We start from the raw sequence: 17,498 nt of genomic DNA on the forward strand, positions 1-17,498 counted from the left end.
CATCATCAAAGGCCTTTGATGACATGGCTGCCTTCTTTTGAAAAGATGGTGAGAATAAGGTATCGCAACCTTTAAACAGTATTGGAGTGTCCAGCAGACAAAACGAACGAGCGGAACCGTATTCTGTCAGCGAACACTTCAAGAAGTGGGGAAGCTTAGGAATGCCAATGGGTAAGATGTATGAAACCGCGCTAACGACGGTAGAGGGATCTCTTGATTTATGATGAAATAGGAAGGATGTTTACACACAAATAACCCCCTCACATTGACGTGAAGGGGTGTTTTTTATTGTTACTATACAGCGGAAATTTTACAGGCTAGTTGCATGATTTTAGCTTGATAAGCAGAATGAAAACTAGACACGCCATCATCTCTTTCTCATTATTTGGAAACTGCATTCTGCTAGGTTTGCTGCTTTTTTTAACAAACAGTGTTTTTCTATTTCACACAGCCATTAAATCCTCTGTTCGTCACATAACCGCTCTTACTCCAAATTGATTGTTTATCTGATTTTGCTTCTTGCTCATCTAGTCTGAATTGGTCTATGTATTTTGTGTTAGGCTCATATACATATGCTACTCTGGCCAATCCCTCTTTCAATAATGTCTCTTGAACAGATTTGCCGTCAACATAAACGTATGCTAACAGTCTTCCATACTTATCTCTGCGATCGCCTTTATCAAATTCCAGCTGTAGCTTACCACTGTTGACCAATTCTTTATTTCGTTTCGACGCATCCTCACCGTATGGTTGAACACAAGAATTTGGTTTCTTCGTCTCAGGTGTATCAACGAGCAAGTAGCGAACTGTGTCTTTCTTTCCGTTGTAAATAACCTTAATCGTATCTCCATCTATTGCTCTATCTAATGTAACATTGACCAATTTCTTCTGCTTTTTTGAATGAGGCGTGCCGGCCTTTTGTTCTGTCTGATTATATTCATTAGATTGAGTATCTTGAGAGACTTGCTCCGTCCCATTAGAATCTGAATGGTTTTTGGCTGCGTGATGTGATCCGCAAGCTGCCAAAGTAATACTTAAAACGATTGCGATCATACTGATCAAAATCTTCTTCATATTGATTCCCTCTTTATCATTTTCTCTTTTCGCGATTAAACATCATCATTATAACGATATGGACATTTTTTGTGAATGGAAAACTTCAAGGGAACTTATAACATTCAAATTGCCTTTGGTTAACTTCACAACGAGATGATCAAAACATCACCACCACATAGCGGAAATAAATAATTCTGAAAATAATATTGACTGAAAATGCTTTTGGAATTATGATAATATGAGAAATGACAATAATGTGACAAAAACATTACTACAATATAACAACTAATAGCTTAGGTATTCTATTGGCTAAAAATGTAAACGGTTACAAATCCAGAGGCGAAAATCTAAGATAGAGATGACTTTAGTTTTGACTCAATATCCACACTGAAAGAGCTTATTAAGTATTCTTAATAAAGGCAGGGGAAATGGATATGAATGAACATCGAAATCGAAGGTTGAAATTAATAATGATTTCAGCAACTTTTGGAGGGCTTCTCTTTGGATATGACACCGGAGTTATAAATGGAGCTTTACCTTTTATGGCAAGGCCAGATCAGCTTGATTTAACACCGGTTACAGAAGGGCTTGTTACGAGTATTCTTTTATTAGGTGCCGCGTTTGGAGCGTTGTTATGCGGAAGATTGGCTGATCGATATGGCCGCCGTAAAATGATCCTTAATCTTTCCTTTTTATTTTTCCTGGCATCACTGGGAACAGCGTTAGCACCTAATGTTTTCATCATGGCGGCCTTTCGTTTTTTACTGGGGCTGGCTGTTGGAGGAGCCTCGGCGATGGTGCCGGCCTTTTTAGCAGAAATGGCACCGCATGAAAAGAGAGGGCGTATGGTAACCCAAAATGAACTAATGATTGTTGGCGGGCAATTTTTAGCATATGTTTTTAATGCGATCCTCGGTGTAACAATGGCAAATACGGGACATGTTTGGAGATACATGCTAGTCATTTGTGCTGTACCGGCTATCATGTTATTTGCCAGTATGCTTAAGGTACCAGAAAGCCCCCGATGGCTAATCTCCAAAGGCAAAAACAGTGAGGCGCTGCGAGTTCTTAAACAAATTCGAGAAGATAAACGTGCAGAAGCTGAATGTAGAGAAATTCAAGAAGCGGTAGAAAAAGATACAGCACTAGAAAAGGCATCACTCAAGGACTTTTCTACACCATGGCTGCGCCGTCTTTTATGGATTGGAATCGGTGTTGCCATAGTGAATCAAATTACAGGTGTGAACTCGATTATGTATTATGGCACACAAATCCTTAAAGAATCTGGTTTTGGTACAAAAGCGGCTTTAATCGCTAATATTGGAAATGGGCTGATATCAGTTATTGCAGTTATATTTGGGATTTGGCTGGTCGGAAAAGTGAGACGGCGTCCAATATTATTGATTGGTTTGGCGGGGACGACTACAGCTCTCCTATTGATTGCGATTTTCTCAATTGTGCTTGATGGATCTATGGCACTTCCTTATGTAGTGCTTTCTTTGACCGTTTTATTTCTTGCCTTTATGCAAGGGTGTGTAGGACCTGTGACTTGGCTTGTCATAGCGGAAATATTCCCTCAAAGGTTAAGAGGACTTGGTTCTGGGATAAGTGTTTTTTTCCTTTGGATATTAAACTTTGTGATCGGTTTTGCTTTCCCGATCTTGCTTAGCTCTGTAGGTTTGTCTTTTACATTCTTTATATTTGTGGCTTTAGGTGTATTGGCAATCGGTTTTGTGTACAAATTCATGCCGGAAACAAAGGGGCGTACACTTGAAGAATTAGAAGCGCATTTTCGTTCTCGACACGATCATAATACTCCTGAACAATCAATTATTGAGGTATAAATATGTTGAAAATCTCTCTTCTTATAGGAGGGATTTTTTTAGTCTCAGAAAAAACAAAATCCCTCTGGTAGAGGGATTTTGATTCAGCATTTTAAGATGTTCTACACGTATAATACTGGAGTTGATACTTTAAAAATCTCGCCATCTCTTATATAAAAACGAGGGATGCGGCGGCTTAATGTAGACACGACTTCATAGTTAATCGTATTGAGCATTTCAGCCACTTCATCAACGGAAATCTCGGCTCCTTTTTGCTTACCGTAAATCACGACTTCTTCTCCTTGTTTACCTTCACCGTTTTCTCCTAAACTGACCATGATCATATCCATTGTTACTCTTCCCGCCACTGGCACTCGTTTTCCGCGATGAAGAACAAACCCGCGATTGGAAAGGGCACGAGAATAGCCGTCAGCATAGCCAATCGGGAGTGTAGCAATTACTTCATTAGGTTCTGCGACGTATGTAGCACCATAGCTAACGGTTCGGGGTTCTGTACGCATGGTTTTCACATAAGCGATGCGCGCCTTTAAACTTAACGCAGGTTCAAGCTTAACGAGATTTAGTTGTTTAATATAGGCTGAAGGATATAAACCATATAAGCCGATACCTAAACGGATCATATCAGCGCTAAATTCCGGAAATGCGATAGCTGCAGCCGTGTTGCACATATGCACGGTGGGCAGCTCAATCCCCTGTTTTTTTAAAAAGCTGAGAAAACTGATGAATTTTTCGTGCTGCAGCTTTGTGAGTGTTGTGTCCGGTTCATCAGCTGTCGAAAAATGTGTGAAAATCCCTGTCCATCTGAGGAATTCACTTGCCTTTAAGGCTTTCACTACTTCTAAAAGTTCTTCCTTTGTGCGTACACCTAATCGTCCCATGCCGGTATCCACGTTAATATGAATGGCCAGCCGGTTAGCACTCGCTTCTTTTTCCAATATCTCGTTTGCTTCTTTCATCCAATCAACCTGAAATGCTGATAATGTTATATTCCAAGCTGCTGACTTCTTTACACAACTAAGGGATGTAAAACCAAGCACAAGGATAGGCGCTGTAATCCCAGCTTTTCGTAAAACGATTCCTTCCTCCACACTGGCAACAGCGAGCTCACTCGCCCCGTGTTCCAGTGCATGGCGTGCCACTTCTATAGACCCGTGACCATAACCGTTCGCTTTTACGACAGCCATAATTTTGCTCTTATGTGGAATATGACGGCGAATCGCTCGCAAATTCTTTTTAACGGCATCAAGATTGACTTCGATCCAAACTTCTCGGCAAAGCTTTATCATCAACGCTTCCTTCCTTCTTATGGATTATAAATACCACCTATTGCCGCAAGAATAAATGTTAATTGTTGGATGATTCGATCTTATTTTATTCAACTTTATTTGAAATCATTCAACAGCAAATCCATGTGATACGAGAAGGTGCTTATCAATGTTCGAATAGCAAGTACGGGATACATGAGGCTTGTAAGTGGGGTGTTAATGGGTACGGCGACCGAAGATTACAAAAATGATTATTTGTTTTGGGACATTTTTTTCTAAGGGTAGATGATAACGAGAAATCTAATCAGGAAATACTTACCGTTGTTATGAACATTGGAAGAACCTTTTAAATGAGAAGGGCTGAGAAAATTCTGTAAAAGATAATCGGTTGAAAAGGCAGTCGATTCCTTGTTCCATAAACCTAACATCAGAGTATATAATTAAACTCGTATTCACAAAAATCGTTTAAGTAAGGGGTATACATGAATAGGGGAGTTAGTTTTCAAATACCGAATGAATATGGAAATTTTCTATGGAGAATACTGCAGCCGGTAGAAATAGCTAATTATAGGTGGCAAACGAGTGGGGAATCTTATTTTGTTGTAGAAGGAGAGCTCGATGATGAGGAGCTTTTTCATGACTACGCAATTGTTGAAGGGGCAGTTTTTGAGCAACAATTAAAAACGAATCAGTACTATACCATTTTCGTTGAACTGAAAGCATTTCCATATGGAAAAATGGTTAATCAAGTCAATACATATGAAGAGTTTGCTGACAGTGATTGCGAACTTGTCCTTTTGATAGCAGATAATAGCTACGTTTCGATTTACTGTAAAAACAAAAAATTCATTGAAAAACTTTACTTCAATGCTTTACAGAATGATTTTGAAGACGTTCAATTTATAACTGATGAAAATGACACAAGAACAAGCCTTACTGTATGATAGTCAATAAAAATTAAAGGAGCTAGTACATGACAATGCAAATTAAAATCAAGTATCTAGATGAAACACAAACAAGAATCAGCAAAATTGAGCAGGGAGACTGGATTGATCTTCGGGCAGCTGAAGATGTAACAATCAAAAAAGATGAATTTAAGCTTGTCCCATTAGGTGTTGCAATGGAGCTGCCTGAAGGTTATGAAGCACATGTCGTCCCTCGTTCAAGTACATATAAGAACTTTGGCGTTATTCAAACAAATTCAATGGGTGTTATCGATGAGTCATATAAGGGTGACAACGATTTCTGGTTCTTTCCTGCTTATGCATTGCGTGATACTGAAATTAAGAAGGATGATCGTATCTGCCAGTTTAGAATCATGAAGAAAATGCCGGCGGTTGAATTGGTTGAAGTCGAGCATTTGGGAAACGAGGATAGAGGAGGACTCGGTTCAACTGGTACTAAGTAAACAAAATAAATCCTTGGCTGTCTTCATGCTGTGTGATTGATCAATGGAGGTTTCAGCCAAGGTACATATAAATATTATGTATAAAATGAATATTTTAATAAGAAGGATTTAATTAAAAACACATTTTAAAAAGGGAAGTTTTGAAAAAGTGAAATAGTAATAACTAAAGTCGATAAAGAACCTAAAGATGTCAAAGAAACAATTTTTCTGGTGCTTTGCTTTTTTGAAGGTTTACTTAGCTCGTGGATAACTGCCCCCCATAAAAGCATGGATGCTAAAATTATAATACTTATATACATATAGATGCTCCTTTTATTATATTTACATTTTTATCGATTTTACCACTTTTAGGATTGAGTTGTCGATGAAACAAGCATCTCTATAAAGAAATACTTTTATCTAAATTTTTATAAGTAGTGGAAGGCAACTAAAAACTAGTAATGCCACTAATAATAAGCCAAGTTAAATGACATGTGTTCATTAATAATTGAATTTACAGCAGCCATGAGACAAGTTCAAAATATAAGATGAAATGAGACATAAGACTTCACAAAAAAATCTGAGTATCGTCGATAAATATCATAAAAAAGCCCCCGGTATGTCGCCGGGGAATAAATAGACGTTTAAGAGATTTAGTGATGTTTTTTATATGATTCGACAAAATCATAATAATGATCATCGTCATCATAATACTTTTTTTCGTAATGATAATCGTGATCATCGTAATACTTTTTATCATGGTCATCATACTTTTTATCATAATCATAATGTTTTTTATCATGATCATAATACTTGTCGCAATCATAATGTTTTTTATCATGATCATAATACTTGTCGCAATCATAATGCTTCTTATCATTGTCGTAATACTTTTTGTAATATGTTTTTTTCCAAGTGTAATACTCTTCTTTATATTTTTTATAATAACCCAATTAAATTCCTCCTTTATGTTATTCGAATTTAATTTATGAAGTTTAAATGATATGGTATGGTCAAATGAAATAAGAATAGTAAAAAGAGGCTGTTTAAAACACTTTCTGAAAAACAAAACGGATAGCTGTTTAAGAGCGAGAGAGAGCACTCAATCACTGTAAAATAATAGTAAAGTGTATAGAGAAGATTAGTATACGTAAACTGGGACTTTCTCATTGAAGAATATTTGAACGTTATGGTTAAGATTCAAGAGCTCTATGATGTGATTTTTAACACTGCTTTTGAAGGGGATTTAGAGTTAGACATCAAAAACAAACAGCAAAACCGGTTAGAAACAGATCATATAAGGAATAAACCGCTGCCAAATATCATAAAAAAGTTGTTAATGATCAAATGAATGAAATTAGAGAGAATTTATTTTAAAGAAAGCCCAATTGCACATGGACAAATGACAATTGATATTGAGGTAAAATACAATACATTAAATCAGAAAAAGCTATTGGAGGATTTAATGTGTTTAGACAATTTCCAATTTGGTATACACAAACACCTAACTATTTGAATTTTTATGTGCCGCAATATCAAACCATTTCTTATAATCCTCAACAATGTTATCAACGGTGTATGTACCAAACTGGCGGTAACTATGAGCTATGTGACAGACTATGTTATGGAGAAATACAGGTGTAAAAGAGGGGGGGGATTAACTCCTCTTTAAACACACAGTGATTGGAATAAGAATCTCATTTTATCTGCGAGTGCTTAGTATTTGCGATAATATTGCATTCGTAATAAATTATGCTTAGCAACTGAAAATGAAAGAAGGATATGAATAGTCATGACGCAATTCGATAAACAATACAATTCAATTATAAAGGATATTATAAATAATGGAATCTCAGACGAAGAGTTTGATGTAAGAACCAAGTGGGACTCAGATGGAACACCGGCACATACTCTAAGTGTAATGAGTAAGCAAATGAGATTCGACAACTCAGAGGTTCCGATTTTAACGACAAAAAAAGTTGCCTGGAAAACAGCGATTAAAGAGTTGCTCTGGATTTGGCAGCTGAAATCGAACAATGTTAATGATTTAAATAAGATGGGCGTACATATTTGGGATCAGTGGAAACAAGAAGATGGCACCATTGGACATGCATATGGATTTCAGCTGGGCAAGAAAAACAGAAATCTAAATGGAGAAAAGGTAGATCAGGTTGATTATCTTCTTCATCAATTGAAGAACAATCCATCTTCACGCAGAAACATTACAATGCTGTGGAATCCTGATGAACTAGACGCAATGGCCTTAACGCCATGTGTATACGAGACACAATGGTACGTTAAACAAGGGAAACTCCATCTGGAAGTAAGAGCGCGGAGCAATGACATGGCGTTGGGGAATCCATTCAATGTATTCCAGTACAATGTGTTGCAGCGCATGATTGCTCAAGTCACTGGCTATGAGCTTGGTGAATATATCTTTAATATTGGGGATTGCCATGTGTACACACGTCATATCGACAATTTGAAAATTCAAATGGAAAGAGAACAGTTTGAAGCACCTGAGATATGGATCAATCCTGAAGTGAAAGATTTTTATGATTTTACAATTGATGATTTCAAGTTAATCAACTATAAACATGGGGACAAGCTTTTATTTGAGGTAGCAGTTTAATGCTGCCTTTTTATTGTGCAGTGAATGGATAGCAGGTATCCTATTTTCATTAAGCAATCTGGAAGATGAATAAAAATTGAAGGACAAACACGTATAATACATAAAAAAGATTAACTCTACAGTTAATCTTTTTTATTCAGAAGAAAATATTCTAACTTTGAAACTAAATACAAAGTAAAAGCAATCATTACAGTTCTAGATATTACAATTCCATGAATAGCTAGATCATATCCAGCAGGTACCAACGCATTTGTATTACACATAAAATATATAGATATTAGAAGTGCTACAATAACTAAAATCATTCCAAAAAGACTTGTTTTTTCATATTTCATACCAATTTCCACCCTTATTAAAGTTAGGTTTAAACAAAAGAGCTGAAGAAACGAACTATGACCAGTATGCTCCAAAGAAAACCGCCAGACAATGCTGGCGGATTTTTGCGGCTTCGTTTATTTATTAACAGAGATCGTAACGTTATTTCCTGCAACTGAAACCTTTGCGAAATCCTGTGTATCTACCACAGGAGTGACGGCTTTATTGTCGATTGTGATGTTGTTAAAAGATGTCGAAAAGGTTGCTTTGATCGCATCACGCTGGCTTTCATACGAAACAGCCGCGGTAGCAAGGGTTTTCCATTTTGAAATCGTGCCGATGTTGGTTCCTTGAATTTCTGTGATAATCCGTCCGGTGTAGCCGTCATTGTTCGTTCCCCAAAGGGTCATGCGCGTATTGCCGCTTAAATTTTTATAGATTGTCATTTGGACTGTGCTTCCAGGGCGGAAGCCTTTATTGTATGTGAATTTGTCTTTTCCTTCGATGTACGTTTCTTCATTTTTGGACCCAACCTTCATGAGGGGCTTCCAGACGTTGTATTGTTTGCTGTACTGAAGCCCGATATCGGCTTCAGTTCCGCTTGTTGCCCTAAAGCCAGAATAAATATAGGGAGTAGAGACCGAGTCGTTGTTTTTGACAGTTTCAGGAAGTGTGATTTTAGCTGTAAAAACGGTGCCCGTACTGTTCAGGTAGACACGGCCGCCGATTCCGTTAGGCAGCTGGGATGCTGCTTTTGCGACTTGAGCGTCTACCGCGCGTAAGCCTGGTATACCTGATGAAAGGGTTCCGAAAAGAACTGCTGTTCCTACTGCACCTGCAATCAATACTTTTTTCACCAAAATTCCCCCTTTAGATAGTGGTTTCGCTATTTATTATACCTTATTTTGGAACTGGATTAATGTATATAAATCGACAAAATATTTCATTTTGAGTGAAGTAAGGGACGAAACGCTTCGCCAATCTGAAAGCTATATACCTTTATCAGAGGAAAGAATGAGATCAAAATCGTTTTAACCGATTTGAAATTTTCCTCAAAATAAAAGTACAAATGCTTAAAGAAACGATTATTAAAAGAATGCCCGCTATCGTTTCCCAGCCTGTAAAAAAGAGGTGACGTTTCATCAATGTCTGTTCTTGTAAAATGATAAAAGCACAGATACCGACTAAGAAAAGAAAACAAATACTTAGGATTGCTAACGCTTTACGTGAGTATGTTTTCATTTCATCTTTAAAATACAGCAATACGAAAACAAAGCAGATAACATTGGCTATTGTGCTTATCACCTCAAAGCTTTTCATGACAACTGATATAAATAGACAAAGTAAAATGAGATAAAATACGATGTTTCTATACAAAAAACCTCTCCTTTTATGTAAAATCCTCAAAGAGTTTATAAAAGTTTTTTTGTAACTGCAATAAACTGAATGCGCTCACTTATGAACTAACTAAACTATGTACTAAATATTTATTATTCTTTTTTAGATTCAGTAACCAAGGTTTTCATAGAAAGAGAAGCTTCAGAAATATACATATAGTCCACAAACAAAAAAGACCCGGCAATAGCCGGGGGAAGTAAAAACGAGGAGATGTTAATGGCGTTTAGTAGTGTTTTTTATGCTTTTTATACTCTACAACATAATCATAGTCTTTTTTATCGTGATCATAATATTTTTTATCATAGTCATCATATTTTTTGTCGTAATCACAGTCATCATATTTTTTATCATGGTGGTCATAGTATTTTTTATCATATTCGTAATACTTCTTATAATACGTTTTTTTGACCGTATAATACTCTTCTTTGTATTTTTTGTAATAACCCATATATACCCCTCCTTTATTTTTACTACGCTTTATTATACGGCGAGTAGATTTTGCGGCTTGGACAGTTAAAATCATAGAAGGAAAAAAGGGCTGTCCAAATGATAAAAAAAAAGACAGATGACACAAAAACAAATCAAAATAAAAGAGCCGATTTTTCATCGGCCCAAACGATTTATCCTACATTTGTTTATCTTCTTTGTTTTCTGAGTCATTTTTTCTGATATCCTGAGTCAGTCCGCTTGTTGCTTGTTTAAATTCTGATAAGGCTTTTCCTGCTGCACGGCCAAGCGCCGGCAGTTTATCAGGCCCAAATACTAAAAAACCCACAAACAAAATAACGAGTATTTTTGTGAAGCTTAATTCCATATCCTTTTCCCCCTGATTGAAGTACAACCTTTTAAACAAATTATAAGAGATAGCAGTACAAATGGGAATGCATTTATTTTGAACATTTTAAAACCAGCACAAAGGCAGATTCATAAAACGGCTGCTGCTGAATATAATGTCCAATGTCATCTGCCTAAGAAGCAGTGAGGCAGGCTGGATCAATTATGTAGCTCTGCCGGAAATGATACAAACGTATCTGCGGCTATTATTGAAATAGAGGAGTGGTGTAGCTGATGAGATTCACTAAGGTAGTTGGATTTTTGTCTGTTTTAGGATTGGCTACGGTTTTTCCATTAACGGCACAAGCAGAAAAAGCCGGAACTGCGGGGGCTGGAGAGTGGGATAAGTTGGGGACTTACACATATACTTACTCAAGTCCGACGGTATACTCGACCGGAGGAGATTTTAGAGTGTGCCTTTCAGGAAGCACTCCTTTTTCTGTTTCACTGCACTTATATGAGGATGATCCCGGTGACAATCCTGATGATTATGTAGGGGCAAACTATTTTTCACCCGGAGAATGCCACACCTTTGGCAGTATTGGAAAATTTGTAGATGGGAGCAATAACAAGGCCGAGTTCTTTGTTACCGATTACTCTGGTAAATCTAAAACTGTTACGTTTTATGATTGATGGACTCAAATTGTGAAGTATGACCCTTGGGAAAGAACAAAAAAGAGAGATACCTCTCTCTTTTTTATGCTTCGATAGCCTTACGAAGCCGTTCATTTACAATGCCAGTCCAGCCGCCATCCATCTTGCCGCGAACGACGGAGCTTTTCTCGTTTGCTTTGCCGATCACTTCATTCGGCTCTTTCCAGCCGCTGTGAATAAGGGTAAACCCTGTCTTTTCCCCCAAGTCTTCTAATTGAAAGGTAACGACCCATCCTTCTGTATCCCATTCAAAAGAAAGTTCAGTTGGAGCTTGAACAGCCAAAACTTTACAAGGGGACGGCCCAAACGGTGATTGTAAGTGAAATTCTTGTCCTTCTTTGAGCTGAAAGTCATTGGGCATAAACCACTTGGCAATGCCTTCTGAAGTAGAGACTGTCTCCCAGACTTTCTGAATGGGAGCCTCTAGGGTAATGATTTTTGTAATATCTGGTAATGTATTTTCGTTGTTTTTAGCCATTTCGTTTACCTCTTGACATATGATGTTTTTTCAATTCAATCATATAATAACTAATAAGATCATGTCCATAGCGTGCATTATTTATGCTAGAGCTGCTGTTGAACAGCGTGTCAGTCGCCAGTCTGATCTGTGAATGGGAGAATTCTGCATGTTCGAGAAAGAGAGAGATGTGTATGTTGTCATTTCGTTCATGCTTGTTTGCTCAGCCGCAACTGTTATGTTTGAACTGGAATTCCTGTTCAGCCAATTTATTTTGCGATTTTTGTTTTAATAGTAAATGAGCCATTTTCTAAAACAGGAGGTTTTTTATGCTTGGAAAAATCAAAGCAGCCATTGATAACAGTCCAGGGAAGCCGGCCAGAATTATAGTTAGTGAAAAAGCGTTTCAGCAATTAGAGGAAGAAATGCGCTTTGTTTACGTTTCCAAACCGAAAACGATAATGGGGATTCCTGTGGAAGTTTCAGATCAGGAAGAAAGCTTCAAGCTGGAATTTTAGTTTATCCCAGACTGCTAAAAGGCTCATTTTGTGTTAATTATGCAAAATGGTCAGGTTGATTTCTTTAAAAGCATGATGAAATGTTCATCATGCTTTTTTTATTGAGAAAAAAGACGAACATAAAAAATAGGTATACGGGAAAAATAATCCTATTAGAGAGAGGGGCAATGACAGATGGATAACATGATATCAACACTTACTGATTGGAATGTGTGGTTTCAAGCGTTAGTAGTATTTCTCGTTCCATATGTAATCTATAAAGTGTTTACTTGGATTCATGTATAAGAAGGTGCAATGATGAGGTGGCGGAACAATCAGTACAAAACACAGAAGCAGCATAAATCAGATTATTCGACAGCTGAAAAGCAGGATCAGGATGTGTTAACCGGTAACATCGGATGCGATTTAGAACATGTAAAAAGAAAAATAGGACATAACGGGGACGTTCACTTCCGTGAGCTTGAAATCACTCATTTACATGTGAAAGCTGCATTGATCTTTGTTGAAGGACTGTCTGATCAGGACTTGATTAATAAAGGACTATCAGTGTTAGTCATGAATCAACCTAATCAGGTAAGCGATGAAATTTCTCAATCCGGCAAAGGTATTTTAACTTCGAAACAGATAAAAAATCAAATCGTATCAATCGGTGATGTCATAGAATCAGAGAAAATCAGTGATATCGTGTTGAATGTTTTCATGGGTTCGACAGCGCTTCTCATTGATGGAATACCGCAGGCCTTTCTTCTGGGAACTGTAAAAAAACAAAATCGAAGTATCGAGGAGCCGCTTTCAGAAGCGCTTGTCAGAGGGCCGCGCACAGGCTTTACAGAAGAGTTGAGTACGAATACAGCTCTTTTGAGACAGCAAGGAAAAAATGATCAATTAACATTGCAGAGATTTGAAGTAGGAACACGATTAAAAAAGGATTTAATCATCGCTTATATGAATGACATTGCAGATCCAAAAGTAGTCGAGGAAGTAAGAAAAAGAGTGAGAGGGATTGAGATCGATCATTTGCCGGAGTCAGGCTACGTTGAACAGTTAATTGAGGATAATTACTTGAGCCCATTCCCGCAAGTACAGAGTACAGAACGTCCTGATCGCGTCATAAGCGGACTAATGGAAGGAAGAGTAGCTATTCTGCTTGACGGCACTCCGTTTGCTTTGATTGTTCCAGTCACTTTCAGCATGATGCTTCAATCGCCTGAAGATTATTATGAACGGTGGTTCCCGAGCTCGCTCATCAGATTGCTGAGGTTCATCGCAGCAATGATAACGTTATTTGCACCCGCTTTATATATATCATTTATTTCTTTTCATCCTGGGTTAATTCCGACCAAGCTGGCGATTTCAATTTCCGGGACGCGCCAAGGTGTTCCGTTCCCATCCCTCATAGAAGCCTTATTTATGGAAGTCGCGATCGAAATTTTAAGAGAGGCGGGGCTTCGTCTGCCAAAACCGATTGGACCCGCAATTGGCATAGTTGGCGGATTAATCATCGGGGAAGCAGCTGTGCAGGCGGGGATTGTCAGTCCAATCATGGTCATTGTTGTTGCGCTCACAGCAATTTCTTCATTTGCCATCCCGCATTATAGCACAGGTATAGCACTTCGGATGCTTCGGTTTGGCGCGATGTTTTGTGCGGCGGTGTTTGGATTGTTTGGAGTCATTATGTATTATCTGCTGCTAAGCAGCCATGTCGTAAAACTAAAGAGCTTTGGTGTGCCATACGCAAGTCCGGCAGTGCCCTATCAATTAAAAGATTGGAAAGACTTTGTTATCAGAATGCCTCTTTTAGTTATGAAGCGCCGGCCTAAAATGATGAATACAGATAATACAAAACGGGTGAAGTGATGAACTCGACAGGATGGTGATAAAGTCTCATGTTCAGCCCAACCAGTAAAATCACAACCGCTCAGGCAACGATTATCATCATTAATTATATGCTTGCTGCCGGAGTTCTTACGCTCCCTCGGACAGTAACAGAACAAACACAATCTCCTGATGGATGGATTTCAATTTTATTAGGCGGGGTCCTAGCGGTAATAGCCGGGATGATTATCGTTAAATTAAGCCAGCAGTATCCTAAGGAGACCTTTTATGAATACTCCCGACATATTGTAGGAAAATGGCTCGGGCATCTGATCAGTATTGTTTTTATTACTTATTTTCTGGCACTCGGTGCATTTGAAGTCAGAGTCATGTCCGAAATCGTGGATTTTTTTCTCCTCGAAGGGACACCGTCTTGGGCCATCATTATGACAGTTCTTTGGATTGGGATTTATTCAATTACACAAGGCCTAGATCCGATTGCACGGCTTTTTGAAATGATTTTTCCGATTACGGTCATCATCTTTTTAACGATAGCCCTCATGAGTTTAGGCATATTTGAGATCAACAATTTGCGCCCTGTATTAGGTGATGGAATCATGCCGGTTCTTAGAGGAGTAAAGACAACGAACCTTTCATTTACATGTTCAGAAATTATGTTTATTTTAGTAGCATTTATGAAAAAGCCGAAAAATGCGGTGAAAGCAGTTGTGATCGGAACAAGCGTTGTGACCAGTTTTTATATGATTACACTGATTATGGTCATCGGTGCACTATCAGTTGAGGGAGTTGTGACGAGAACATGGCCGGGGCTTGATCTGATGAGAAGTTTTGAAATACCTGGTTTAATATTTGAACGGTTTGAATCATTTCTGCTTGTGATTTGGATTATGCAGCTTTTTGCCACGTTTATTATCACTTTTTATGCAGCTTCCCTGGGAGTCTCACAAGTTTTTAAAAAGAAACCCCTTTCATGTATGTTTGGGCTGCTTCCTGTTATTTATATCCTCTCTTGCATGCCGAAAAATGAAAATGACGTCTTTATATTGGGCGATACGGTAAGTCATATCGCTTTGTATATATTTGGCGCATTGCCGATTTTGCTGTTAGTCATTTCGAAATGGAGGAAAAGAGGTGAAAAGTAAACTAAAACGTCAATTGCCTGCTATGGTCATGGTATGTTTGCTGATGATTTGCGTAACAGGATGCTGGAGCAGCCGAGAAATAGAAGATCTGGGTCTCACATTCGCTATCGCAATTGATAAAGGAAAAGAAACGAACACTGAAAAAGAGTTAAAAGAAGAGGGCGGGAGCTATCCGAAAAAAGACAACATTACGCTGACCTATCAATTTGTTAATGAAAAAGCGGCAGGCGCGGGCACTGGCGGGGGAGGCGGTAGCGGACAAGGAGCGCAAAAAGCGTATATTAATATTAGTGAAACAGGGGATTCATTACAGCAGATCGGAAGTGAGGTTGCACTAAGGCGGGACCGAGAAGTGTTTAGCCCGCATTTAAAAGTTGTTGTCATGAGTGAAGATGTGCTGCACACATTTCCTATCGACGAAATGCTGGATCAATTTTTTCGTGATAATGAAATCAGGCTAAGCTGTCTTGTTTTATCTGCTAAAGGGGAAGCAAGAGAAGCTCTCCAGCTGAAAGAGAACGGAGAAATTCCGGCTTTTCGGCTGATTGGATTAGGTGAAAATGAACATAAAGTTTCCAAAATTCTTTCCCCTGTGACACTCGCGAAACTAATTGGAAAACTGCATTCTGGCAGCAGCTTTTTACTGCAAAATGTGGTCGCGGCGAATGGAGCGATCAAGTATGCCGGAGCAGCTGTAATTAACGGAAAGTCGAAAAAAATGATCGGCACCTTAAATGAATATGAAACTGAGGGGATTACATGGATTAGAGGGGAAGGAAAAGGCGGGGTTGTCAAAAGCCATGATAAAAAGAGCCAACAGACGTTAGCGTACGATATCAATAAAATCAAAAGCAAAATTCATCCAATCGTAAAAGGGACGGATATTTCATTCCATGTCGATATTGAATCAGAAGGCGATTTGGTTGAAAACTGGAACACAAAAGAGGCGTTGGACACCCAGTTTATAGATCGTCTCGAAACGACTATTGAAAACGAGGTAAAGAAAATAGTTGGTCATGTATTAAAAAAAATTCAGCATGATTATAAAGCAGATGTTGCGGGTTTTGATGAATCTTTAAGACTTACATATCCTCACTTATGGAAAAGGGTGAAAAATAACTGGGATGACACCTTCAGTAAAGCCGACATCACATATAGTGTGAACGTCACAATTACTCATTACGGCACGGTTAAAACTCAGTAATGAATCCCAAGGAAGAGAAGGAAACCTCTCTTCTCTTTTTTATGCATTTTTTAGGATAAAGATACTTTTTTTGGAGAGATATACACTTTTCAAATCGACCAATATGCTAATATAGGAATTGCTTGAAATAGAAGGGAGAAGGGGCTGTGAGGCAGAAACCGATTTATGTAGAAATCGAAATGAAATCTGATCTGGATACACTCTGGGAATATACACAAAACCCATCACTGCATAAGGAATGGGATCTCCGGTTTTCAAATATTACGTATTTAAATAGACAACCATGCGAAAAACAGAAGTTTCTTTACGAAACAAAAATAGGCTTTGGATTAAAGGTGTCAGGTACAGGAGAAACCGTCGGTGTTTTCAACAAATGTTCATCTGAAAGGTCTTCTTCACTGGCTTTTGGCTCTGATCATCCATTATCTCTGATTCGGCATGGAAGCGGCTACTGGAAGTATATACAGAGAGAAAATGGGAAAATGACGTTTTTAACACAGTACCAATACAAAACAGCCTACGGACTGCCGGGAAGATGGATCGATCGTTTATTATTTCGGCCGCTGCTTGGCTGGGCGACTGCCTGGAGCTTTGATGCATTAAGGCTTTGGGTAGAGCAAAATAAACATCCGAAGCGCTTCATGCGATCCGCTATCATCTATGTGTTCATGTGTCTGTTTTTCAGCCTGTTTTGGTTCTATCAAGGCTTTGCAGGTGTTGAAACAAGCATATTGGCAGGAACAGCGGAGATAGGCTTAGCTATTTTGTGGCTGATTCCTTTAAAAAGAAAATGGATCATTCATGGTGTCCAGGCTTGTATCCTTGCGGGGTTTGCTTGTCTAGGTTCCGAAATATTCATGTGGGTTCTGTTGAGTGTGCTTTCCGCAGCAAGCGGCGCTCTTAGCCTGCAGCTCCCCAGTGCCAGGCGCACAAAACGAAAGAGAAAGAAGTGACAT

General features: G+C 38.5%; 21 protein-coding genes and 2 pseudogenes. 14 read left to right on the top strand and 9 right to left on the bottom strand.

Annotation, left to right across the window (positions count from 1 at the left end; translation table 11 throughout):
• Positions 1-58: 58 nt before the first annotated feature.
• A pseudogene (locus tag WA279_RS07115) lies at positions 59-224 on the top strand (glycoside hydrolase family 11 protein); the annotation flags it as partial.
• A 214-nt stretch (positions 225-438) separates the two neighbouring features.
• Here the strand turns inward: WA279_RS07115 and yncB are convergent.
• Positions 439-1,074 (bottom strand): endonuclease YncB, encoded by a 636-nt coding sequence (gene yncB / locus WA279_RS07120; protein ID WP_336154807.1) that lies wholly within the window; start codon positions 1,072-1,074, stop codon positions 439-441.
• Between the two features lie 410 nt (positions 1,075-1,484).
• Here yncB and WA279_RS07125 point away from each other — a divergent pair, with 410 nt between their 5' ends.
• Positions 1,485-2,900 (top strand): sugar porter family MFS transporter, encoded by a 1,416-nt coding sequence (locus WA279_RS07125; protein WP_336154808.1) that lies wholly within the window; start codon positions 1,485-1,487, stop codon positions 2,898-2,900.
• A 101-nt stretch (positions 2,901-3,001) separates the two neighbouring features.
• Here the strand turns inward: WA279_RS07125 and alr are convergent, their stop codons facing one another.
• Positions 3,002-4,186 carry an alanine racemase gene (alr, locus tag WA279_RS07130; RefSeq protein ID WP_327829754.1) on the bottom strand — a complete coding sequence of 395 codons (1,185 nt, stop codon included), beginning with the start codon at positions 4,184-4,186 and terminating at the stop codon, positions 3,002-3,004.
• A 461-nt stretch (positions 4,187-4,647) separates the two neighbouring features.
• Here alr and WA279_RS07135 point away from each other — a divergent pair, with 461 nt between their 5' ends.
• The gene (locus WA279_RS07135) at positions 4,648-5,109 is read left to right on the top strand and encodes a DUF2691 family protein (RefSeq protein ID WP_021479222.1); all 462 of its coding nucleotides are present in this window, start codon (positions 4,648-4,650) and stop codon (positions 5,107-5,109) included.
• Between the two features lie 29 nt (positions 5,110-5,138).
• Positions 5,139-5,573, top strand: a complete 435-nt coding sequence (gene dutA / locus WA279_RS07140; RefSeq protein ID WP_133953858.1) for a dUTP diphosphatase DutA — start codon at positions 5,139-5,141, stop codon at positions 5,571-5,573.
• Between the two features lie 632 nt (positions 5,574-6,205).
• On the opposite strand, the gene WA279_RS07145 is transcribed toward dutA, so the two are convergent.
• The gene (locus WA279_RS07145; protein ID WP_336154811.1) at positions 6,206-6,505 is read right to left on the bottom strand and encodes a hypothetical protein; all 300 of its coding nucleotides are present in this window, start codon (positions 6,503-6,505) and stop codon (positions 6,206-6,208) included.
• A 398-nt stretch (positions 6,506-6,903) separates the two neighbouring features.
• Between WA279_RS07145 and WA279_RS07150 the strand changes: the two genes are divergently transcribed.
• Positions 6,904-7,068, top strand: coding sequence for a hypothetical protein (locus WA279_RS07150; RefSeq protein WP_139327911.1), 165 nt, complete (start codon positions 6,904-6,906; stop codon positions 7,066-7,068).
• Between the two features lie 276 nt (positions 7,069-7,344).
• A complete protein-coding gene (locus tag WA279_RS07155) occupies positions 7,345-8,184 on the top strand; it encodes a thymidylate synthase (RefSeq protein WP_335389032.1) in 840 nt (279 codons plus the stop codon).
• Between the two features lie 122 nt (positions 8,185-8,306).
• On the opposite strand, the gene WA279_RS07160 is transcribed toward WA279_RS07155, so the two are convergent.
• The 5 genes from WA279_RS07160 to tatAC all read right to left on the bottom strand — a co-directional run bounded on the left by WA279_RS07160 (position 8,307) and on the right by tatAC (position 10,711).
• Positions 8,307-8,594 carry a hypothetical protein gene (locus WA279_RS07160; protein ID WP_336154815.1) on the bottom strand — a complete coding sequence of 96 codons (288 nt, stop codon included), beginning with the start codon at positions 8,592-8,594 and terminating at the stop codon, positions 8,307-8,309.
• 42 nt (positions 8,595-8,636) lie between these two features.
• Positions 8,637-9,359 (bottom strand): YrpD family protein, encoded by a 723-nt coding sequence (locus WA279_RS07165; protein ID WP_335389033.1) that lies wholly within the window; start codon positions 9,357-9,359, stop codon positions 8,637-8,639.
• A 160-nt stretch (positions 9,360-9,519) separates the two neighbouring features.
• A complete protein-coding gene (locus WA279_RS07170; protein ID WP_335389034.1) occupies positions 9,520-9,876 on the bottom strand; it encodes a YoqO family protein in 357 nt (118 codons plus the stop codon).
• Between the two features lie 244 nt (positions 9,877-10,120).
• Positions 10,121-10,345 carry a hypothetical protein gene (locus WA279_RS07175; RefSeq protein ID WP_015713994.1) on the bottom strand — a complete coding sequence of 75 codons (225 nt, stop codon included), beginning with the start codon at positions 10,343-10,345 and terminating at the stop codon, positions 10,121-10,123.
• Between the two features lie 177 nt (positions 10,346-10,522).
• Positions 10,523-10,711, bottom strand: a complete 189-nt coding sequence (gene tatAC / locus WA279_RS07180) for a twin-arginine translocase TatAC (RefSeq protein ID WP_003231634.1) — start codon at positions 10,709-10,711, stop codon at positions 10,523-10,525.
• 78 nt (positions 10,712-10,789) lie between these two features.
• Between tatAC and WA279_RS07185 the strand changes: the two are divergent.
• Together WA279_RS07185 and WA279_RS07190 are read left to right on the top strand one after the other, a co-directional pair.
• A pseudogene (locus WA279_RS07185) lies at positions 10,790-10,949 on the top strand (hypothetical protein).
• Positions 10,950-10,965: 16 nt separating this feature from the next.
• Complete coding sequence (locus WA279_RS07190; protein ID WP_336154817.1) at positions 10,966-11,364, top strand: hypothetical protein; 399 nt, start codon at positions 10,966-10,968, stop codon at positions 11,362-11,364.
• A 64-nt stretch (positions 11,365-11,428) separates the two neighbouring features.
• Here WA279_RS07190 and WA279_RS07195 read toward each other — a convergent pair whose 3' ends face one another.
• Entirely contained in the window at positions 11,429-11,863 is a 435-nt protein-coding gene (locus tag WA279_RS07195; RefSeq protein WP_336154819.1) for an SRPBCC family protein, read from the bottom strand.
• Positions 11,864-12,011: 148 nt separating this feature from the next.
• Between WA279_RS07195 and WA279_RS07200 the strand changes: the two genes are divergently transcribed.
• From WA279_RS07200 to WA279_RS07225, 6 genes are all read left to right on the top strand, one after another.
• On the top strand, positions 12,012-12,134 hold the full coding sequence (locus WA279_RS07200; RefSeq protein ID WP_015713998.1) for a hypothetical protein: 123 nt from the start codon (positions 12,012-12,014) through the stop codon (positions 12,132-12,134).
• Positions 12,135-12,171: 37 nt separating this feature from the next.
• On the top strand, positions 12,172-12,360 hold the full coding sequence (locus WA279_RS07205; protein ID WP_015383754.1) for a hypothetical protein: 189 nt from the start codon (positions 12,172-12,174) through the stop codon (positions 12,358-12,360).
• 294 nt (positions 12,361-12,654) lie between these two features.
• Positions 12,655-14,217, top strand: coding sequence for a spore germination protein (locus tag WA279_RS07210; RefSeq protein ID WP_080286211.1), 1,563 nt, complete (start codon positions 12,655-12,657; stop codon positions 14,215-14,217).
• A 29-nt stretch (positions 14,218-14,246) separates the two neighbouring features.
• Positions 14,247-15,338: a spore germination protein gene (locus tag WA279_RS07215; RefSeq protein ID WP_336154823.1), complete on the top strand. Its 1,092-nt coding sequence runs from the start codon at positions 14,247-14,249 to the stop codon at positions 15,336-15,338.
• Positions 15,328-16,542, top strand: a complete 1,215-nt coding sequence (locus WA279_RS07220; protein ID WP_336154825.1) for a Ger(x)C family spore germination protein — start codon at positions 15,328-15,330, stop codon at positions 16,540-16,542. The genes WA279_RS07215 and WA279_RS07220 overlap by 11 nt, the downstream gene beginning before the upstream one ends.
• A gap of 146 nt (positions 16,543-16,688) precedes the next feature.
• A complete protein-coding gene (locus WA279_RS07225) occupies positions 16,689-17,495 on the top strand; it encodes a hypothetical protein (RefSeq protein ID WP_336154826.1) in 807 nt (268 codons plus the stop codon).
• The last annotated feature ends 3 nt before the right edge of the window (positions 17,496-17,498 follow it).

Source organism: Bacillus sp. 204(2023), assembly GCF_037027505.1.
In the GTDB taxonomy this organism is placed as follows: domain Bacteria; phylum Bacillota; class Bacilli; order Bacillales; family Bacillaceae; genus Bacillus; species Bacillus subtilis.